The organism is Rathayibacter sp. AY1E2 (genome assembly GCF_002932325.1).
GTDB lineage: Bacteria > Actinomycetota > Actinomycetes > Actinomycetales > Microbacteriaceae > Rathayibacter.
In genome coordinates this window covers 42066-61627 of record NZ_PSVO01000012.1, presented here as the reverse complement: position 1 = coordinate 61627, position 19562 = coordinate 42066, and the positions used below count along the sequence as shown (strand labels likewise).

Sequence of the window (19562 nt, the reverse complement as noted above, 5' to 3'; positions counted from 1 at the left end):
TCAGCTCAGGGGAGCGAGGCGGTAGCCCGCGTCGGCGACGGCGGCGGCGATCTCCTCGCGGCCGAGCGGCCGGGAGGAGCCGACCGTGACGGTCGAGACCCCGTCGGGGGCGAGGGACACGTCGACAGCCGAGACCTCGGGGTAGGCGGCGAGCTCCTCGGTGACGCTGCGGACGCAGTGCTCGCAGGTCATGCCCGCGACGCCGAAGCTCTGCACGGACGCGGCCGACAGGGAGCCCTGCGCCGCGTGGCCGGCGTCGGAGCGGCCGGCGCCGCCGTGGCCGCCGCACGCGCAGGCGCCGCCTCCGCCGCAGCCGCAGCCTCCCGTCGATCCGCTCGCGGTCAGGCCGAGGTCGATCCTGGTGCTCATGGGTCCTCCTGTGTCGTGCGTCCGGTCCGATCCGGTCGATCGGCCCGGTGGGCGTCCGGTCGGCACGCCGGTCGCGGCATACCCCCGGGGGGTACTCCATGGTAAGCCCGCCGAGCCCTCTCGGCAAGGCGGGAGGGCGGAGGAGGGATGATCTCAGGGGCGGCTCGGAGCCGCGCGAGGAGGGAGGGGCGCATGGATCCCGCATCGACGCCGCACTGGGGCGAGCCCCCGCCGCGCACGCCGCCGGCGGTCCCGCTGCCCCCGCGCACGCGGTTCGAGCCGACGGCGCTGCTCGCCGCGCCCCTGCCCGCCCCGGCCGCCGTCCGGGCCCGGGTCCGTCAGGCCGCCCCGGAGCGGCAGCGCCGGCTGGCGGCGCTCGCCGCCGTCACCGAGGGGTTCGCCGTCCTGCGCACTCCCGAGCTCGCCCGGGCGCTGCGCCGGATCGCGGCACCCGCCTCCGCCGCTCCGGCCGCCGCCGCCGCGGTGCTGGCCGTCGGCCGCGACGGACTCGAGCTCGCCGCCGAGCGCGCGGACGCCCTGCGCATCGCCGAGTGGGATCGGATCGTCTCGGTGGGCGTCGGCACCTCGCCCTCGGGTGCCCACCGGGTCCGCGCACTGGTCCTGGCGGTCCTCGCCCCGCCGCCCGCCTCCGCCGTCCTGCGTGCGGCGAGGCGGCGCCCGCGCACCGTCCTCGTGCCCCTGGTCGTCGCCGCCCCGGCCGCCCTCGGCTGGCGCGTGGCCGACGACCGCACGTTCCTCCTCGCTCTCGACCGCCTCCAGCGCGCCCTCGAGGAGCGTGCCCGGTGAAGGCGCGGCTCCGCTTCGCCCTCGCGGCCGTCGCCGTGCTCGGCCTGGGCCTGGCGCTGCGGTTCGTGCTCACGGGGCTGCTCGCCGACCTCGCCGGCGGAGTGGCCTACGTCTTCCTGGTGGCGCTGCTGATCGCGGTGCTCCTGCCGCGCATCCCGGGCGTGACGGCTGCCGGGATCGCGCTGGCCTGGTCGATCACGATGGAGCAGCTGCAGGCGATCGGAGTCGCAGCGCGCCTGGTCGAGCTGTGGGCGCCGCTCCGCCTCGTCGTCGGCACCACCTTCTCCTGGCTCGACATCGCGGCCTACGTCCTCGGCGCGGTCGTCGCCGCGGCCGTGCACCTCGCCGTCGCTCCGCGCGAGCAGTCCGCCTGACGGGAGTCCGCGCCCCCCGTCTTCTGTTCGCCCGTCGGCCGGGCTGCCGCGGGGCGTCCCGGCGTCCGCCGAGGCGCCGGCCCCGCCCCCGGGCCACGGCCGAGGTGTCCCTGCGCTCCCCGAGGCGCCGCCGTCCCCGCGGTGCCTCGCCGGCGGACGCGGTGTCTCGGCGGAGCAGCGACACCGGCCGCCGGAGCGGCGCGGTCCCTCCGCCCCCGCGCCCCTGATTAGGGTGAAGCCATGAGCGAGCCGGCACTCCCCGAGACGACGGCCCCGCGGGCCTCGGCCCCGCACGACCACCGCCGCGACCGGCGCATCCCCGAGCCGGTCGACCGGTTCGCCACCGGCGAGGAGTACCCCGAGTACCGCGTCGACCTGGAGCGGATCCGCTTCTCGCCGTACTTCGCCCGACTCTCCGCGGTGACCCAGGTCATCTCGCCCTCGGGCGTCGGCCAGGTCGTGCACAACCGGCTCACGCACTCGATCAAGGTCACCGCGGTCGCCCGCGCGATCGCGATGCAGCTGACCACCACCGATCCCGCCCAGCGCGAGCTGGTCGAGCGGCTCGGCGGCTGCGACCCGGTGGTCGTGCAGGCCGCGGCCAGCGCGCACGACCTCGGCCACCCTCCGTTCGGCCACCTCGGCGAGCAGGCGCTCGACCGCCTCGCGCGCGAGCGGCTGGGGCTCGCGGAGGGCTTCGAGGGCAACGCGCAGTCGTTCCGGATCCTCTCCGAGCTCGACGTCTGCGAGACGGTGGAGGTGGGGCTGAACCTCACCGCCGCCTCCCGAGCCGCCGTGCTCAAGTACCCGTGGGGGCGGACGGTCCACCGCCCCGGCATCGACTCCGCCGACCCGACCGAGCTGCCCCGCGGCTCGACCGCCAGCCGGTGGGAGACCGCACCGCCGAAGTTCTCGGCGTACACGCTCGACCTCGACGACCTGCTCGACGCCCGCTCCGGCTTCGCCGCGATCGCCCCCTGGCAGCAGACCCTCGAGTGCTCGGTGATGGACGTCGCCGACGACATCGCCTACTCGCTGCACGACCTCGACGACTTCTACCGCGCGGGGGTGCTGCAGCAGGCGGCCGTCGCCGTGGAGTTCCGCGCGTTCCTCCGCGAGCAGAACGCGCTCGCCGCCCTCGACGCCGAGGAGCTGTGGGCGCGGGCCCCCGGGCACTCGCTCGAGATGCTCCGCCGGAGGCTCGTGGCCCGCGACCCGTGGATCGCGAGCGACGAGCACTTCCGCGCCTCCGTGGAGCGGGTGTCGACCGAGCTGGTCGAGGGGCTCCTCGCGCTCCCCTTCGACGGATCGACGCGCACCGAGCGCGCGATCGAGGCCTTCGTCTCCTCCTGGATCGGCCGTCTGCAGCGCTCCGTGGTGGTGCTCGCCGAGCCGAACGTGCGCTCGGGCCACCTCTCCCTCCTCCCCGACGCCTGGCACGACGTGGCCGTGCTGAAGTTCGTGCACACCCGCTTCGTGATCGATCGGCCGGACTTCGCCACCTACCAGCGCGGCCAATCGCAGGTGCTCGAGACGCTGGTGACCCACCTCGACGCCTGGCTCGAGGATCCGCGCGACGGCTCGCGGGCTCCGCAGAAGCTGCTCGACCTGATCGAGCTCGCGACCGACGGCTACTTCCGCCTGCGCGCCGACCACCCCGACTGGCTCCCGTCGGACGAGCGCGGCCGGCCGACCTCCGACCCGGCCGCGCTGCAGCGGCTCGGCCGGGGGCGCGGTGTGGTCGACTACGTCGCGACCCTGACCGACGAGCAGGCGATGGCGCTCGCCGCCCGCCTCCGCGGCGATCGCGAGCCGTGGGCGATGGGGACCTGACGCCCCGGCGGGTGGGTTGACACCGCGCGTCGCGTGTGGCATCGGCGGCTCCTCGCCCGTCGTTCCGGGGGAGGAGCCCCCGCCCGGCCGCCGAGGACGCGTTCCGCGACCGCCCAGCGGGCGTCCAGGAAGCGCAGCCTGAACGACAGCGTAAAATCACGGAGGCACATGCCAGGATCGACAACTCGACAGGGAGTTCCGTTGGACGGAAACGCAACGACCACGCACCGCAACGTCGCATTGCTGTCCGTCGCGACCACGCTGGCTCCGCGCGTGACCACCTCGGCCGAGATCGAGGCGCGGCTCGCTCCGGCGCTCAAGCGCCTGCGGCTCCCCACCGGGCTCCTCCAGCGCGTCGCCGGAGTGCACGAGCGCCGCAACTGGGGCACCGAGCAGGGCTTCGACGGAGCGGCGATCGACGCGGGAAAGCGCGCTCTCGCCGAGGCCGGCGTCCGCGCCGACCAGATCGGCCTGATCATCAACACGTCGGTGACCCGCAAGCACCTCGAGCCCTCGGTCGCCGTGCGCCTGCACCACGGGCTCGGCCTGCCCTCGTCGGCCATCAACTTCGACATCGCGAACGCGTGCCTCGGCTTCGTCAACGGCATGACCCTCGCCGCGCAGCTGATCGACTCCGGCCAGATCCGCTACGCGCTCATCATCGACGGCGAGGACGCCGACGAGATCCAGGTCAACACCATCGAGCGCCTGAGCCGCGAGGGCGTCAAGCGCAAGGACTTCATGAGCGAGTTCGCGAGCCTGACCCTCGGCTCCGGCGCCGCCGCGGCCGTCCTCGGCCCGGCCGACGAGCACCCCAAGGGCCACCGCATCCTCGGCGGCATCACCCGCGCGGCCACGCAGTTCAACGAGCTCTGCGTCGGCAGCGTCGACGGCATGTTCACGGACGCGAAGGCGCTGCTCAAGGGCGGCATGGAGCTCGTCCTCTCGGCGTGGAAGGAGGCCACCCGCGACTGGAACTGGAGCGGGATGGACCGCTACATCACGCACCAGGTGTCGGACGTGCACACCGACGCCCTGGTGAAGGCCGTCGGCATCGACCGCAGCCGCGTCCCCACGACCTACCCCACCCTCGGCAACGTCGGCCCGGCGTCGATCCCGATCACCCTGGCCCAGGAGGCCGAGACCCTGCAGCCCGGCAACCGGGTGCTGCTCATCGGAGTGGGCTCGGGCATCAACACCGCGATGCTCGAGATCGCCTGGTGACCGCGCCCCACCCGGCCGAGCGGATCCGCGGAGCGCTCGGCTCCACGGCCGCCGCGCAGCTGCCCCCGGCCGGGCTCGACGGGCTCGATCCCGCGTGGTCGCGCCTCGTCGACGCTCCGGACGCCCAGGGCGTGCCGCGCCGCTGGCACCTGCTCGACACGGGCGAGGCCCTCGGCACGGAGCCCGTCGGCACCGTCCTCTGCGTGCACGGCAACCCCACCTGGTCCTACCTCTGGCGCCGCCTCGCGGCCGCCACGCTCGAGTCCGCCCGCCGCGGAGGCCCCGCATGGCGGGTGGTCGCTGTCGACCAGCTCGAGATGGGCTTCTCCGAGCGGACCGGCGCCCTGCACACGCTCGCCGACCGCGTGCGCGAGCTCGCCAACCTCACCGACGTGCTCGGCCTCGACGACGTGGTCACCCTCGGCCACGACTGGGGCGGAGTCGTCTCGCTGGGCTGGGCGGTGGACCACCCGGAGCAGCTGCGCGCCACGATGCTCCTGAACACCGCGATCCACCAGAGCGCGGACGAGCCGATCCCGGCCCCGCTCCGGCTCGCGCTCGCCTCGGGCGTGCTCGGCGCCTCGACGGTCGGCACGCCGGCCTTCCTCGAGACGACCCTCGCGCTGGGGCACCCCGCCCTGCCCTCCGCGGTGAAGGAGGGGTACCGCGCGCCCTACCGGTCCGCGTCGCGCCGCGGCGGAGTGGGCGGCTTCGTCGCCGACATCCCGGTCGACTCCGCGCACCCGAGCGACCCGGAGCTGCAGCGCATCGCCGAGGGCGTCAGCGCCCTGACGACGCCGGCCCTGATGCTCTGGGGCCCGCTGGACCCGATCTTCTCCGACCGCTACCTCGACGACCTCGTCGACCGCCTCCCGCACGCGCAGGTCCACCGCTACGAGGGAGCGGGCCACCTGGTGACCGAGGACGTCGACTACTCGTCCGCCGTCCTCACCTGGCTGGGCGACCTCTCCGACGGCGAGGAGCCGTTCGGCGGCGACCCCGCCCCCGACGTCCGCCGCCCGACCGCGCCGGTCGAGCCGCTCTGGGCGCACCTCGACCGCAACGCGCAGGACGACTCGCTCGCCCTGGTCGAGATGGCGCCTCCCGGAGGCGGCGGGCCCCGCTCGGTCTCGTGGCGCCTGCTCTCGCAGCGGGTCCGCGAGCTCGCCGCCGGGCTCCGCGCCTCCGGCGTCTCCCCGGGCGACCGCGTCTCGCTCCTCGTGCCGCCCGGCGCCGACCTGACGGCGCTGCTCTACGCGTGCCTGCGCATCGGAGCCGTCGTGGTCGTGGCCGACGCGGGCCTGGGCCTGCGCGGTCTCACCCGCGCGGTCCGCGGCGCCTGGCCGGATCTGGTGGTCGGCGCCCTGCCCGGCCTCGCCGTCGCGCGGGCCCTCCGCTGGCCCGGCGGCCGGGTCTCGACGCAGACCCTGCCCCGCGCCTCCGCCTCGGCTCTCGGGGTCGACACCTCGCTCGGGCAGCTGATCGAGCTCGGCCGCGCCGAGCTGGCCGCCGACCCGGAGGCGCTGGGCGAGGCGCCCGCCGCCGACGCCGTGGCCGCGATCCTGTTCACCTCCGGCTCGACCGGCCCCGCCAAGGGCGTCGTCTACACGCACCGCCAGCTCGCCGGCGTCCGCGACGCGCTCGCCCGCCAGTACGGGATCGGACCGGGCACAGGGCTCGTCGCGGGCTTCGCGCCGTTCGCTCTGCTGGGCCCCGCGCTGGGCACGCGCTCCGCGACTCCGGACATGGACGTCACCGCGCCCCGAACGCTCACCGCGGCCGCCGTCGCCGCGGCCGCCGCCCGGGTCGACGCGACCGTGCTGTTCCTCTCGCCGGCCGCACTGGCCAACGTCGTGGCCACCGCCGGCGCGCTCGACACTGACGACCACCGCGCCCTCGCCGGCGTGCGCACCTTCCTCTCGGCCGGGGCCCCCGTCTCGGCGGGACTGCTCGGCGAGGCGCAGGCGCTCATGCCGAACGCCTCCGCCCGCACTCCCTACGGCATGACCGAGGGGCTGCTGCTCACCGACGCGTCGCTGGAGGGCATCCGCGAGGCCGCCTCCGACGACGATCCGCGCGGAGGCGTCTGCGTGGGCGTGCCCGCCGCGGGCGTCCGGCTGCGGATCGCCCCGCTCGACGCCGACGGCCGCGCCGCGGACGAGCCGGAGGAGATCACCGGCACGACCGGCGAGATCGTCGTCTCGGCAGGTCACGTCGAGGACCACTACGAGCGCCTCTGGCTCACCGACCGCGCCGCCCGCATCGGCGCCGTCCCGGGTGAGCGCTGGCACCGCACCGGGGACGTCGGGCGGATCGACTCCGCCGGCCGCCTCTGGGTCGAGGGCAGGATGCCGCACGTCGTCGTCACGCCCGACGGCGTGGTCACGCCGGTCGGACCGGAGCAGCGGATCGAGGCGCGCGTGGCCTCGGTCGCCCGCGCCGCGATCGTCGGAGCCGGCCCGCGCGGAGTCGCGCAGCTGGTCGCCGTGGTCGAGCTGCGCTCGGGCGCGCGCCGCGTGGTGCTGGCCGAGGAGGCCCTCGCCGCCGAGGTGCGCGCGGCCGTCGGCCGGCCCGTCGCCGCGGTGCTCGTCGTCCCGGCGCTGCCCACCGACATCCGCCACAACTCCAAGATCGACCGGGCCGCGCTCTCGCGTTGGGCCGAGGGCGTGCTCGCCGGCGGCCGGATGGTGGCTCCGTGAGGGTCCTGGTCACCGGCGCGAGCGGCCTGCTCGGCGGTGCGGTGGCCGCGGGCCTCGTCGCCCAGGGGCACGAGGTCCGCACCTTCCAGCGCCGGCCCTCCGGGGTCGCGGGCGTCGAGGAGGCGCGGGGCTCGCTGACGGATCCGCGCGCGGTCGAGGAGGCGGTCGACGCGGCCGAGGGCGTCGTGCACCTCGCCGCGAAGGTCTCGCTCGCCGGCGATCCGGGCGACTTCGACCGCGTGAACATCGACGGCACCCGGCGTCTGCTCGCCGCCGCCGCCCGCGCCGGTGTGAGCCGCTTCGTCCAGATCTCGTCGCCCTCCGTCGCCCACTCCGGCTCCTCGATCACCGGCGACGACGCCGAGCCCGCCGATCCGGACCGCGCCCGCGGCGACTACGCGCGCACCAAGGCCCGCGCCGAGCTGCTGGCGCTGGCGGCCGACGCCCCGGGCTTCGCGGTGGTCGCCGTGCGCCCGCACCTGGTCTGGGGTCCGGGCGACACCCAGCTTGTCGCCCGCATCGTCGAGCGGGCGCGCGCCGGCCGGCTGCCGCTCCTCGGGCACGGCCAGGCGCTGATCGACTCCACTTACATCGACAACGCCGCCTCGGCGATCGTCGCCGCTCTCGGGCGGGCGGAGGAGGTGCACGGCCGCTCCTACGTCGTCACCAACGGCGAGCCGCGCCCGGTCGCCGAGCTGCTCGCCGGGATCTGCCGCGCCTCGGGCGTCGAGCCGCCGCGCTGGTCCGTCCCCCCCTCCGTCGCCCGCGCCGCGGGCTCGCTCGTCGAGCGCGCGTGGGCCGTGCGGCCCGGCGCCGACGAGCCGCCGATGACCCGCTTCCTCGCCGAGCAGCTCTCGACCGCGCACTGGTTCGACCAGCGCCGCACTCGCGCCGATCTGCAGTGGAGCCCGTCGGTCACCCTCGACGAGGGCCTGGCGCGCCTGTCCGCCGCCCGCTGAGGCGCCGGCTCCGGAGACGACGGAACGGACGGGACTCCGTCGCCGAGGCGAGGGGGTCCCGTCCGTCCGGGGGCTCCCGCGACGGATCGCGGGAGGGGAGCCGAGGTCAGTCGGCGAGGATGAGGTACAGCGCGCGACGGGTCTCGTCGAGCTTGGCGGAGGCGGCGGCGCGCTGCGCCTCGGTCGCTCCGCGGAACTGCTGCACGACGCCCATCAGCTTGCCGACGTTCTCCATGAAGGCGCGATCGGCGTCGCTCGCGCCGGGAGTGGCCTCCCAGGCCGCGTCGAGCTCGTCGGCGTGCTCGCGCACGTAGGTGCCGCCCGCGTCCGTGAGCTGGTACTCGGTGCCGCGGCCCTCGCCGACGGCCGTGATGAGGCCCTCGTCGACGAGCTGCTGGAGGGTGGGGTAGACGGAGCCGGGGCTGGGACGCCACGATCCGTTCGTCTTCTCGGCGATGGCCTTGATCAGGCCGTAGCCGTTCGAGGACTTCTCGGAGAGGAGGGAGAGGAGGGCCGCGCGGACGTCACCGCGTCGGGCGCGTCCTCCGCCGCGGCCGAAGGGGCCGCCGAAGCCGGGGCCGAAGCCCGGGCCGAAGCCGAAGCCGGGCCCGAAGCCGCGGCCGTGACCGCCGGGTCCGCGGCGCTGTCCGCGGCCGGGGTGCTCGTGGCGGGAGGAGTGGTCGCCGTCGCAGGAGTCGCGGCGGTCGTCGGAGAAGAAGGTCCTGGAGTTCATGGGTGTGCTGCTCTCTGTCGTGAGGGGATCCCTTTCGATCGGATCCGGTCGCCCGTCGGGAGCGGCTGCTTCCGATCTGTCGGCGATGCAGTAACGATATATCGGCGACGGATCGGATGTCAACACCTGAACTGCCCGTAGCCTGGGAGCTCCCCGTCGATCGAGAGGTCCCGCATGCCGCGTCCCGACTCCGAGCTCGAGGCGTACCTCGACTCCTCCCTCCTCGCCGGGGACGTCCTCACCGGCCGCGCGAGCAACCTCGGCAACCTCCGCGGCCTCGCCGCCCGCGAGCCCGCGCACCTCTACGGGGTGGACGTGGCCGAGCACTGGACGCTCGAGAGCCTGCTCGCCCTGATGGGGGAGCGCGTGGGGATCAGCACCGACCCCTCCTTCGAGAGCGGGCAGGACCGGATCGACGCCCGCCTGACGGTCGCGGGTCTCGCCCGCTACCGCGACCGGTTCGCCGCCGCTGTCCGCGAGGGGGCGCTCCTCCTGTTCGCCACCGCGCACCCGGCGACCCTGATGGACGTCTACCGCCGCCTCGCTGCTGCCGCGACGGAACGGGGCGCTCGCGTGATCGACGTGAATGCGCTCCCGTTCGCCGCCCCCGACGGGATCCGCGTGCCTCTCGCGGACGAGCACCAGGCTCTGTGGTGCACCGGCGGGGTCACCTGCGTCTACCGCGGGGGAGGGCTGCAGCACACGCACTCGCCGGAGCCGATGGACGCGCTGCTCGACCGCCTCGACGAGCTCGGCATCCGCCCCGACCTGGTCGTCGCCGACCACGGCTTCGCGGGCGCGGCCGGCCGGCGGGGGCTGCCGGTCATCGCGATCGCCGACTGCAACGACCCGGCGGTGTTCGTCGCCGAGGCGCAGGGCTCGATCGAGGTGGTCGTCCCGATCGACGACGGGCTGGCCGTCCATCTCTACGAGCCGGTGATCGACTTCGTCCTCCGCGCCCTCTCGGAGCCCGCGCGCACCTGACGGCTCGTAGAATCGCCTTCGGCTCGTCGCGATCCCGGATCCGACGGGCCGACCGTTTTCGCGAGTCCCCGCGCTCGCCCACCACTGCAGACGGAGCATCCGTGACCCAGCCCCACGACGGCCTCCTCCCGCGCTTCGCCGTCGGCGTCGACATCGGGGGGACGTCGATCAAGGCGTCCCTCGTCGACGTCACCACCGGCGAGCGGGCGGCTCGGCGCTTCGCGGTCGCGAACCCGCTGGGCAAGGAGCCCGAGGACTTCGCCGAGGCGATCGCCGGCATCGTCCGCGACGTCTCGCCGATCGCGGGCACGCCCGTGGGCGTCGGCTTCCCCGGGATCGTCCGCGGCGGCGTCGTCCGCCAGACCACCCACGTCTCGCAGCGCTGGGTCGGGCTCGACGCGCAGGCCCTCCTCTCGGAGGCGACCGGGGTCGACGTCGTCGTCGTCAACGACGCGGACGCGGCAGGAGTCGCCGAGCGCGAGTTCGGGGCCATGCGCGGACGCGAGGGCCTCCTCCTGCTGACCACCCTCGGCACCGGTATCGGGACGGCGCTCGTCCACGAGGGCGTGGTGATCCCCAACTCCGAGCTCGGTCACCTGCACATCGACGGTCCCGACTTCGAGCCGAAGGTCGGCTTCTCGGCCGTCCGCCGCGAGGGCATCACCCTCGAGGAGTGGGCGGGTCGCCTCAGCGTCTACTACCGGCACCTCGAGATGCTGCTCTCGCCGCAGCTGTTCGTGATCGGCGGCGCGGCGGCGCACGTCTTCGACGAGTTCGCCCGCTTCCTCGACATCGGCACCGAGATCGTCCCCGCCCGCTTCGGCAACGACGCCGGATTCACGGGCGCCGCGATGGTCGCGGTCTCGCCCGACCGCCTCGCGCCCTGGTACCGCTCCACCCGCGGCGCCCGCCTCGACCCCGGGGCCCCCGCCATCGCCGACTGACCCCCTCCCTGCACCGAGGGGACCCCGACCCGTCGAGGTGACCCGGCGGAGCGGGGTCCGTCGACGGTCCGGGGTTCCTTCAGTGAGCCGACAGGCCGCGGTAGACGGCGTCCAGCCGGGCGGCTGCGGCCGGCCAGGAGTGGGCGGCCGCCCAGTCGACGCCGCCGCGGCGGAGGCGCGCCAGCTCACCGGGCGAGCCCAGCAGGGTCAGAATCGCCTCAGCCCACGCCGCGGGGGAGTCGGAGTCGAGCAGCACGCCGCTCCCGCCGTCGCGCACCGCGTCCACCAGGCCGGTCGTCCTGCGTGCGAGTACCGGAGTGCCGCTGCCGGCCGCCTCGAGCGCGATCAGCCCGAAGGTCTCGGCCGCCGAGGGCACGAGCGCCAGCTGCGCGCTCCGGAGCCGCTCCGCCACCCGGTCGCGGTCGGCGGCCCCCTCGATCAGCACTCGGTCTCCTAGCGGAGCCGCCGCGGCGCGCACCGCGTCGAGGTACGACTCCCGGCCCGGTGCCGCCCCGCCCACCAGCCGCAGCACCGGCCGCTCCGCCGGCGCGATTCTCGCGAGCGCCTCGACCGCCAGCAGCTGGCCCTTGAGCGGCTGCACCCGGCCGACCAGGACGACTCCGGAGCGCTCGCCGCCGCCCGGGCGGAACCGCGCGTCGACTCCGGGCGGCACCACGACGACCCGGTCCGGATCCGCGCTGTACCCGCTGACGACGTCCTCCTGCTCCGAGGCGCCCGCCACCACGATCGCGTCGGCGGAGGCGAGCACGGCGCGCTCCGCGTCGATCCGCTGCTGCGGCTCCGCGACGTCGCCCGGGGCGAGCCGGGCGTTCTTCGCGAGCGAGCCCGAGTGCATCGAGTGCACGTGCGGCCTGCCGGTGAGCGCCCCCGCGAGGCCCGACACCCAGTAGTGCGAGTGCACGACGTCGGCCCCCTCCGCGGCGCGCGCGAACTCCGGCGCCGCGGCCGCCAGCGCGTACTTGTCGCCCGCCGGCACCGGCACGCCGACCACTCGCACACCCGGCGCGAGCATCCGGACGCCCTCGCCGCGGGTCAGCACCTCGATCTCCCAGCCGAGCGCCGCCAGCTCCGGGAGCACCGCCGCGAGGTACACGTTCATCCCGCCCGCGTCGCCCGTCGACGGCTGCTCGAGCGGGGAGGTGTGCGCTGAGACGACGGCCAGACGGGGCATCCCTCCATCGTAGGGACGGCCGTGCGTCCTCCACGGATCCCGGCCCGCGGCTCGCAGCGCCTCCGGAATCGGGTTGAATAGACGGATGCGCTCGTTCGAGCGCGGAGAGCGTGAGGTCCATGGCCCGCCAGAGTCCCCCCGGTGAGGTGCTGCCGTCGGCCGCACCCGGGCCGGTGACCGCCGGCCACGAGCCCTTCTCCGAGCAGGACATCCGCGCCCTCGTCGGAACCGCCGCCGTCGAGAAGGGCACCGCGTACGCGGACGAGGGCCGCGTGCGCGAGCTGCAGTGGTTCGGCGGGCGCACCCGCCTCTTCGGCCAGGTCCGCGGATCCGGGCGCTCGCCGTACGCCGTGAGCGTGCAGCTCCGCGACGAGGGCGAGCACTGGACCCTCCTCGGCGGCGCCTGCAGCTGCCCGGTCAAGCACGAGTGCAAGCACGTCGCCGCCGTTCTCATCGAGGCCCTGCGCCGCGAGCGCGAGGGCGGAGTGGCCGGTCCCTTCCCGGGCGAGGCCGCTGTCGACGCCGTCCCGGAGTGGCGCAGCGCGCTCGCCCCGCTCCTCGCCGGCGCGGAGCGCTCGCACACCGGCATCCCGCTCGGCCTGCAGTTCGAGCTGCTGCCCGGCGAGCCCGTGCGTCGCCCGCCCGGCCGCTACAACTCCTACCGGCCGCCGCCCGAGCCGCGCCCGCGCCTGGGTGTGCGCCCGGTGCGGATGGGCGACCGCGACCGCTGGGTCCGCACCGGCACCAGCTGGCGCGACCTCGGCTACCTGCACTACAGCCACGACTACGACGAGCGCCAGATCGACGTGATCCGCGAGATGCAGGGCCTGCTCTCCGGGCACAGCGCCTCCAGCTACTACTCGCCCGACACCTGGCTCTACCTCGACCAGTGCCGGAGCGAGGCGATCTGGGCGGCACTGCACGGCGCCGTCCGCGCGGGCATCGGCCTGGTGATGGGCGACCGCGACCAGACGCCGCTGAAGATCCTCGACACGACGGCCACCGCCTCCATCGACGTCACGCGCACCGCCGCCGGCCTCGAGCTGCGCTCGCTCGTCGCGATCGGCGACCACCCGGCGCCCGAGGAGTTCGGCTTCATCGGCGACCCGGCCGTCGGCCTCTACACGTGGGAGGGCGGCGACGAGATGCGCGCCCGCCCGGTCACGCTCATCCCGTTCGCCGCGCCGCTGCTGTCCTCCGCGCGCACGTTCCTCTGGAGCCGCGAGGCCATCCGCATCCCGGTGGCCGAGGAGTCGGCGTTCCTCACCGAGCACTACCAGCGGCTGCACCGCCTGTTCGACATCGTCTCCCGTGACGGCTCCTTCGAGGCGCCCGCGGTGCCCGAGCCGCGCCTCGGCCTCACCCTCGAGCACACCGACGGCGCGGGCCTGCGCGGCTCGTGGTGGTGGCGCTACGGAGTGGAGGGGGCGCGCGGCGGCGTGGACGCCGAGCGGCTCCCGTTGCGGGTCGGCGAGGACGCGGGCTACCGCGACCCCGAGGCCGAGCAGCGGATCCTCGACTCCCTCGTCGGAGCGGGTCTCGACCCGGAGTCGACGCCCGCCCTGGTGTCGCCGTCGAGCAGGCGCCTGCGCCCCACCTTCGACCTGCGCGGCATGCAGACCGTCGGCTTCCTCACCGGCGAGGTCGAGCGGCTCCGCGAGCTCGGCACCGTCGAGATCGAGGAGATCGGCGAGCGCGTCGAGTACCGCGAGGCGCAGACCGCGCCCGTGGTCGCCGTGCAGACCGTCGCCCAGCCCGACAGCCGCGACTGGTTCAACCTCGAGATCTCCGTCACCGTCAACGACGAGGCGGTCCCGCTGGCCGAGATCTTCCTCGCGCTCGCCCGCGGCGACGAGTACATGGTGCTGCCCAGCGGCGTCTACTTCGCCCTCGACGACGAGCGGTTCGGCCGCCTCCGCGAGCTGATCGCCGAGGCCCGCGAGCTCTCGGACGACCCCGGCGAGACCCTGCGGATCAGCCGGTTCCAGTCCTCCCTCTGGGACGAGCTGGTCGAGCTGGGCGTCGTGGAGGCCCAGGCCGCCGCGTGGCGCCGCTCCGTGGAGGGGCTCTCCGGCTTCACCGCGACCGGTGCGCTGGAGTCGCGGGTCCTGCCCGAGGGCTTCGCCGTGGAGCTGCGGCCCTACCAGCAGCTCGGCTACGACTGGCTCTCGTTCCTCTACGACAACCAGCTCGGCGGCGTGCTCGCCGACGACATGGGCCTGGGCAAGACCGTGCAGTCCCTCGCCCTGGTCACCCGGGTGATGCAGGAGCAGCGCGCCGCGGCCGCGGAGGCGGGGACCTCGCCGCGCCCGTTCCTCGTCGTCGCGCCCACCAGCGTGGTGCCCAACTGGGTCGGCGAGGCCAAGCGCTTCGCCCCGGACCTCCGCGTCGTCGGGATCGACGAGACGTCGAAGAAGAAGCGGAAGGCGCTCTCGAGCGTCATCGGCGAGGCCGAGCTGGTCGTCACCTCCTACGCCCTGTTCCGGCTCGACTACGAGTCGTACTCGGGAATCCAGTGGTCGGGGCTCCTCCTCGACGAGGCGCAGTTCGTCAAGAACCGCCAGTCGGCGACGCACCAGCTCGCGCGCCGGCTCGACGTGCCCTTCAAGCTCGCCATCACGGGAACGCCGATGGAGAACAACGTGATGGAGCTCTGGTCGCTGCTGTCGATCGTCGCTCCGGGCCTGTTCCCCTCGCCCGCCGGGTTCGTCGAGTTCTACCAGAAGCCGATCGAGCGCGAGGCCGACAGCGAGAAGCTCTCGCAGCTGCGGCGGCGCATCCGCCCGCTGATGCTGCGGCGCACCAAGGAGCTCGTCGCCAAGGAGCTGCCGCCCAAGCAGGAGCAGACCCTCGAGGTCGAGCTCGGCCCGAAGCAGCGGAAGGTCTACGACACGTACCTGGCGCGGGAGCGGCAGCGCGTGCTGGGCCTGATCGGCGACTTCGAGAAGAACCGCTTCGCGATCTTCCGCGCGCTGACCGTGCTGCGCCAGGTCGCGCTCGACGCGGCACTGGTCGACGAGGCGCACGAGAGCGTGCCCTCCACCAAGCTCGACCTGCTCGACGAGCTGCTGGGCGACGCACTCGGCGAGGGGCACCGCGTGCTGGTGTTCAGCCAGTTCACGCGGTTCCTCGGCCGGGTCCGCGGGCGGCTGGACGCGGCGGGCATCGAGTACGCCTACCTCGACGGAGCGACGAAGAAGCGCGACGAGGTCATCGATCGGTTCCGCTCGGGCGCGGCGGGCGTGTTCCTGATCTCGCTCAAGGCCGGCGGCTTCGGGCTCAACCTCACCGAGGCCGACTACTGCATCCTGCTCGACCCGTGGTGGAACCCCGCCACCGAGTCGCAGGCGGTCGACCGCGCGCACCGCATCGGCCAGACCCGCTCGGTCATGGTCTACCGCCTGGTCGCGAAGGACACGATCGAGGAGAAGGTGATGGCCCTCAAGGAGGCGAAGGCCGCGCTCTTCGCCGCGGTCATGTCGGACGACGGCGCGGCGGCCACCGGCGGGATCACCGCCGAGGACGTGCGCGAGCTGCTGGGCTGAGCGCCGCCGCTACTCGCGCACCTGCTCCAGCAGGGTCGTGACGGCGGCGCGGGTGTCGGCGGCGAGCCGTCCGAGGCGGTGCGCGGCACGGATCGACACCGGCCGGTACGGGTGCACGAGCCGCCGGGCCGCCGTGCAGGGCAGCGCGAACGCCGCGACGACGCCCGCGTCGATCCCGTCGAGTCCGCCGTCGTCCCGGCCGAAGACGAGCTCCCGACCCTCGCGGGCGAGAGCCTCCGGCAGGTCGGCCTCGCCGATCGGGAGGCGCAGCACGGCGAGCAGGCCGGCCGCCTGCACCCGGCGCGGCAGCGGGCGTCCGAGGCGTCCCGCCGCGTGCACCGTGAAGAAGTCGGCCTGCCGCTCGAGGATGCCCGTGACCGTCTCGGCGAGGCGCTCCATCTCGGGGTGCAGCGAGAGCCGGGCGAGCCGGCGGTAGCCGTGCACCGCGACCCGGGCGTCCACCGCGAGGGCCAGCGCGACGGGGCCGGCGAGGGAGGCCGCGGCGCGGTCGAGGAGCGGGCGCGACCTCACCGTCGGCTCCGGCGGGCGGACGTCGATGCCGCGGATCTGCGGCGAGGCCGCGAGCACGTCGCCCAGGGCGTCGGCGATCCGGTGCCGCTCGGCGGCCCAGACGGACGCGAACGCGCGGACCTGCTCGTCGGGGTGGGCGCGCGCGAGGGGGAGCACCCGGGCCACGGTGGCGTGCTCGATCGCCCGCAGGTACGCGGTGGCGACGATGGCCTCGCGGTCCAGCGGCACCTCCTCGAACTCGCGCACCGAGAAGTGCTCGCGCAGGGCGCCGTGCGCGCTGCGGTGGTGGTCCTCGAGGTCGAACGGTTCCGCGATGCCCACGTCGTGCTCCTCCGCTAGTCCGGTCCCTCCATCCTGGGCCCCCGGTGCGAGAGGCGGAAGAGCACGCGCCCATCCCTGGGACACTGGGAGCCGGTCATCAGGCGGCCGGGGGAGCGAGGCGGGATGAGCGGGGCCCGGACCTCGGCGATCGGCGCCGTCCTCCTCGCCGCCGTCTGCTTCGGCACGACGGGGACCGCCCAGGCCCTCGGAGCGGCGGGCGTCGATCCGCTCCTGCTCGGGGCGGCGCGCATCGTCCTCGGCGGCGCCCTGCTGGCCGCTCTCCTCGGCGTGGAGGCTCTGCGCCGGCGGAGCCGCTCCCGCCCGACCCGCGCCGTCGTGCTGCTCGTCGTGCTCGGAGCGGTCGGCGTCGCCGCGTACCAGCCCGCCTTCTTCACCGGCACCGCGCAGAACGGAGTCGCGGTCGGCACGATCGTCGCCCTCGGCTCCGCTCCCGCCTTCACCGGCCTGCTGGAGTGGCTCGTCCTGCGGACGACCCCGAGCCCGCGCTGGTTCGCCTCGACCGCGCTCGCCGCGGTCGGCGTGGTGCTCCTCAGCGGCGGCGGATCCGGCGGCGTGACGCTCCCCGGCCTCGCCGCCTCGGCCGGCGCCGGCGCCTCCTACGCGCTCTACGCCGTCTGCAGCAAGCTGCTGCTCGAGCGCGGGCTCAGCCCCGTCGCCGCCATGGGAGCCCAGTTCGGAGCCGCGGCGCTGCTCGCGCTCCCGTTCCTGCTGCTGGGCGATCCGTCGCGGCTCTCCGGCTCGATCCCGGCCGTGCTCTGGCTCGGAGTGGTGACGGTCGCCGTGGCCTACACCTTCTTCGCGCGCGGCCTGCGAGCGCTTCCCGCGGCGACCGTCTCGACGCTCACCCTCCTGGAGCCGGCGACCGCGACTCTCCTCGGCGTGGCGGTGCTGGGCGAGCGGCTGACCACGGGAGCCGTCCTGGGCGTCGCGGTGCTGGTGGCGGCGGTGCTGCTGCTGGCGGTGCGGGGGCGCGGCCGGCGGTCGAGACGGGCCGAGTGAGGATCCGCGACGATCCGGAGGCGGCCGTCACGCGGTGGAGAGGTCCGCGGCCGTCGAGTCCGCAGCCCAGCTCGCCAGCATAGTCAGGCCGTCCTGGGAGCGGGAGGCGGCAGCGGCAGTGAAGACCAGCAGCTGGAGTCCCGGCTCCGAGGCGAGGTCCATGGCCTCGAAGTGGAGGTCGAGATCACCGACGAGCGGGTGGCGGATGCTCTTCGCGCCGGTGCTGTGCTCGCGGACGTCGTGGGAGGACCACATGCGGCGGAAGAGATCGCTGCCCGTCGAGAGCTCGTCGACCAGGTCGCCGAGGACCCGATCGAAGGGGCTCCGCCCCGCCTCCCTGCGCAGGACGGCGACCATCTGCCCCGCACCGTTCTCCCAGTCGCGGTAGAAGGTCCGGGCGCGCGGGTCGAGGAAGGTGAACCGAGCCGCATTCGCAGGGCCCGCCCGGCCGACGAGCATCTCCGAGAAGAGCGCTCGCCCCAGACGGTTGGTCCCGATGCAGTCGAGTCGCCCGTTCTGCACGTAGACCGGCACCGTCGACATCGCGTCGATCATCCGCTGGACGTCGGGACGGAGGGTCCGCGCGCGCGGCGCGGGGCGGCTTCCGCGGGTCGGGCGCCCTGGCGCGGCGCCGCGGACCAGGTCGAGCAGATGGGCGTGCTCCGCCTCGTCCAGGCGCAGCGCCCGGCTGATCCCCTCCAGGACGGCCTCGGAGACGCTGGCCGCGGTACCGCGCTCGAGTCTGCGGTAGTACTCCGGGCTCATCCCCGCGAGCAGAGCGACCTCCTCCCGGCGCAGTCCCGGGACTCGTCGACGACCGCCGAAGTCGGGCAGCCCGGCCTGCTCGGGCGTCAGGCGGGCGCGCCTGGTCGTCAGGAACTCCCTGAGGTCGTCGTGGCTGTCCATGTCTCGACGCTAAGGCCTGCGGCTGCTCGGAGCGGGGTACTGCCGGTGACCCCGTCGGCAGGGCCTCCCGCTCCTTCGAGCGACGAGCGGAGACTGGGGCGTCCCGATACGACAGAAGGAGCAGGGCATGAAGAACGCACGTCTCGGAGGCCTGACCGTCTCGAGGATCGGCCTCGGCGCCATGACCATGGCCGGCACTTACACGACCGGAGGAGCTCTCGACGACGACGAGTCGATCCGGACGATCCACCGGGCGCTCGATCGCGGAGTGACCCATCTCGACACCGCGGAGATCTACGGTCCCTTCCACAGCGAGGAGCTCGTCGGCCGGGCCGTCCGCGGCCGCCGCGACGAGGTGCGAATCGCGACCAAGTTCGGCCTCGTCTCGCACTCCGGGGGAGGACCAGGCGTCGTCGACAGCAGTGCGCGCAACATCCGGGCCGCTGTCGAGGGCTCCCTCCGCCGGCTCGGCACCGACCGCATCGACCTCTACTACCAGCACCGGGTCGACCGCGGGACGCCGATCGAGGAGACCGCCGGAGCTGTCGCCGAGCTGATCTCCGAAGGCAAGGTCCTCCACTTCGGGCTCTCCGAGGCCTCGCCTGCGACGATCCGGCGCGCCCACGCCGTCCAGCCGGTGTCGGCGCTCCAGACCGAGTACTCGCTCTGGACGCGCGACGTCGAGGCGGAGATCCTGCCGCTCCTCCGCGAGCTCGGGATCGGATTCGTGCCCTACTCGCCTCTCGGTCACGGGCTGCTCACCGGACAGCTGCGCTCGGTCGACGACATCCCCGAGGGGGACTGGCGGAAGTCGAACCCCCGCTTCATCGGCGACAACTTCCGCCGCAACCTCGCGCTCGCCGACGAGGTCCGCGCCATCGGTGCGGAGATCGGAGCGACTCCGGCGCAGACCGCGCTCGCGTGGATCCTGACCCGCGGAGACGACATCGCCCCGATCCCGGGGACCCGCCGCGTCGCTCGGGTGGAGGAGAACACCGCGGCCGACGCTGTCGAGCTCGGTCCCGAGCTGATCGAGCGCCTCGAGAGGCTCGAGCCGGCCGCGGGGGATCGGCACGACGAGGCGAACACGGCGACCATCGACCGGTGACCGCACCCGCTGC

General features: G+C 74.7%; 16 protein-coding genes. 11 read left to right on the top strand and 5 right to left on the bottom strand.

Translation table 11 applies throughout. The features are described 5' to 3' along the window. Window positions 1-369 carry a heavy-metal-associated domain-containing protein gene (locus C5C49_RS17375; protein WP_104233449.1) on the bottom strand — a complete coding sequence of 123 codons (369 nt, stop codon included), beginning with the start codon at window positions 367-369 and terminating at the stop codon, window positions 1-3. 192 nt (window positions 370-561) lie between these two features. Here C5C49_RS17375 and C5C49_RS16995 point away from each other — a divergent pair, with 192 nt between their 5' ends. From C5C49_RS16995 to C5C49_RS10340, 6 genes are all read left to right on the top strand, one after another. After that, window positions 562-1176: a hypothetical protein gene (locus C5C49_RS16995; protein WP_181067801.1), complete on the top strand. Its 615-nt coding sequence runs from the start codon at window positions 562-564 to the stop codon at window positions 1174-1176. After that, window positions 1173-1550, top strand: a complete 378-nt coding sequence (locus tag C5C49_RS16990) for a DUF2809 domain-containing protein (protein ID WP_181135751.1) — start codon at window positions 1173-1175, stop codon at window positions 1548-1550. Before C5C49_RS16995 ends, C5C49_RS16990 begins: the two co-directional genes overlap by 4 nt. A gap of 240 nt (window positions 1551-1790) precedes the next feature. After that, the gene (locus C5C49_RS10355) at window positions 1791-3383 is read left to right on the top strand and encodes a deoxyguanosinetriphosphate triphosphohydrolase family protein (protein ID WP_104224182.1); all 1593 of its coding nucleotides are present in this window, start codon (window positions 1791-1793) and stop codon (window positions 3381-3383) included. Window positions 3384-3551: 168 nt separating this feature from the next. Beyond that, window positions 3552-4607 carry a 3-oxoacyl-ACP synthase III gene (locus C5C49_RS10350; RefSeq protein ID WP_104225938.1) on the top strand — a complete coding sequence of 352 codons (1056 nt, stop codon included), beginning with the start codon at window positions 3552-3554 and terminating at the stop codon, window positions 4605-4607. Further along, window positions 4604-7306 carry an alpha/beta fold hydrolase gene (locus C5C49_RS10345; protein ID WP_258068436.1) on the top strand — a complete coding sequence of 901 codons (2703 nt, stop codon included), beginning with the start codon at window positions 4604-4606 and terminating at the stop codon, window positions 7304-7306. Before C5C49_RS10350 ends, C5C49_RS10345 begins: the two co-directional genes overlap by 4 nt. After that, on the top strand, window positions 7303-8265 hold the full coding sequence (locus tag C5C49_RS10340) for an NAD(P)-dependent oxidoreductase (RefSeq protein ID WP_104346110.1): 963 nt from the start codon (window positions 7303-7305) through the stop codon (window positions 8263-8265). Before C5C49_RS10345 ends, C5C49_RS10340 begins: the two co-directional genes overlap by 4 nt. 106 nt (window positions 8266-8371) lie before the next feature. Here the strand turns inward: C5C49_RS10340 and C5C49_RS10335 are convergent, their stop codons facing one another. After that, window positions 8372-8998, bottom strand: coding sequence for a PadR family transcriptional regulator (locus C5C49_RS10335; RefSeq protein WP_104224185.1), 627 nt, complete (start codon window positions 8996-8998; stop codon window positions 8372-8374). A 174-nt stretch (window positions 8999-9172) separates the two neighbouring features. Here C5C49_RS10335 and C5C49_RS10330 point away from each other — a divergent pair, with 174 nt between their 5' ends. Both C5C49_RS10330 and C5C49_RS10325 read left to right on the top strand, forming a co-directional pair. After that, complete coding sequence (locus C5C49_RS10330) at window positions 9173-9982, top strand: phosphatase (RefSeq protein ID WP_104346109.1); 810 nt, start codon at window positions 9173-9175, stop codon at window positions 9980-9982. Between the two features lie 101 nt (window positions 9983-10083). Then, window positions 10084-10926, top strand: coding sequence for an ROK family protein (locus C5C49_RS10325; protein ID WP_258061252.1), 843 nt, complete (start codon window positions 10084-10086; stop codon window positions 10924-10926). Window positions 10927-11005: 79 nt separating this feature from the next. On the opposite strand, the gene C5C49_RS10320 is transcribed toward C5C49_RS10325, so the two are convergent. Next, window positions 11006-12118, bottom strand: coding sequence for a glycosyltransferase (locus C5C49_RS10320; protein ID WP_104346108.1), 1113 nt, complete (start codon window positions 12116-12118; stop codon window positions 11006-11008). 119 nt (window positions 12119-12237) lie between these two features. Between C5C49_RS10320 and C5C49_RS10315 the strand changes: the two genes are divergently transcribed. Further along, window positions 12238-15663, top strand: coding sequence for a DEAD/DEAH box helicase (locus tag C5C49_RS10315; protein WP_104233442.1), 3426 nt, complete (start codon window positions 12238-12240; stop codon window positions 15661-15663). A 9-nt stretch (window positions 15664-15672) separates the two neighbouring features. On the opposite strand, the gene C5C49_RS10310 is transcribed toward C5C49_RS10315, so the two are convergent. Beyond that, window positions 15673-16515 carry a hypothetical protein gene (locus C5C49_RS10310; RefSeq protein ID WP_104249760.1) on the bottom strand — a complete coding sequence of 281 codons (843 nt, stop codon included), beginning with the start codon at window positions 16513-16515 and terminating at the stop codon, window positions 15673-15675. Between the two features lie 123 nt (window positions 16516-16638). Between C5C49_RS10310 and C5C49_RS10305 the strand changes: the two genes are divergently transcribed. After that, window positions 16639-17535: an EamA family transporter gene (locus C5C49_RS10305; RefSeq protein ID WP_104346107.1), complete on the top strand. Its 897-nt coding sequence runs from the start codon at window positions 16639-16641 to the stop codon at window positions 17533-17535. Window positions 17536-17562: 27 nt separating this feature from the next. Here C5C49_RS10305 and C5C49_RS10300 read toward each other — a convergent pair whose 3' ends face one another. Next, complete coding sequence (locus tag C5C49_RS10300; protein ID WP_104346106.1) at window positions 17563-18441, bottom strand: helix-turn-helix transcriptional regulator; 879 nt, start codon at window positions 18439-18441, stop codon at window positions 17563-17565. Between the two features lie 127 nt (window positions 18442-18568). On the opposite strand from C5C49_RS10300, the gene C5C49_RS10295 reads away from it, so the two are divergent. Then, window positions 18569-19549 (top strand): aldo/keto reductase, encoded by a 981-nt coding sequence (locus tag C5C49_RS10295; RefSeq protein ID WP_104328855.1) that lies wholly within the window; start codon window positions 18569-18571, stop codon window positions 19547-19549. Window positions 19550-19562 lie beyond the last annotated feature (13 nt).

Excerpts from the sequence above, each read along its gene's own strand:
- C5C49_RS17375 (WP_104233449.1), bottom strand. The coding sequence starts at position 369 with ATGAGCACCAGGATCGACCTCGGCCTGACCGCGAGCGGATCGACGGGA.
- C5C49_RS10330 (WP_104346109.1), top strand. The coding sequence starts at position 9,173 with ATGCCGCGTCCCGACTCCGAGCTCGAGGCGTACCTCGACTCCTCCCTC.
- C5C49_RS10315 (WP_104233442.1), top strand. The coding sequence starts at position 12,238 with ATGGCCCGCCAGAGTCCCCCCGGTGAGGTGCTGCCGTCGGCCGCACCC.
- C5C49_RS16995 (WP_181067801.1), top strand. The coding sequence starts at position 562 with ATGGATCCCGCATCGACGCCGCACTGGGGCGAGCCCCCGCCGCGCACG.
- C5C49_RS10295 (WP_104328855.1), top strand. The coding sequence starts at position 18,569 with ATGAAGAACGCACGTCTCGGAGGCCTGACCGTCTCGAGGATCGGCCTC.
- C5C49_RS10300 (WP_104346106.1), bottom strand. The coding sequence starts at position 18,441 with ATGGACAGCCACGACGACCTCAGGGAGTTCCTGACGACCAGGCGCGCC.
- C5C49_RS10350 (WP_104225938.1), top strand. The coding sequence starts at position 3,552 with ATGCCAGGATCGACAACTCGACAGGGAGTTCCGTTGGACGGAAACGCA.
- C5C49_RS10305 (WP_104346107.1), top strand. The coding sequence starts at position 16,639 with ATGAGCGGGGCCCGGACCTCGGCGATCGGCGCCGTCCTCCTCGCCGCC.
- C5C49_RS10335 (WP_104224185.1), bottom strand. The coding sequence starts at position 8,998 with ATGAACTCCAGGACCTTCTTCTCCGACGACCGCCGCGACTCCTGCGAC.
- C5C49_RS10320 (WP_104346108.1), bottom strand. The coding sequence starts at position 12,118 with ATGCCCCGTCTGGCCGTCGTCTCAGCGCACACCTCCCCGCTCGAGCAG.
- C5C49_RS10355 (WP_104224182.1), top strand. The coding sequence starts at position 1,791 with ATGAGCGAGCCGGCACTCCCCGAGACGACGGCCCCGCGGGCCTCGGCC.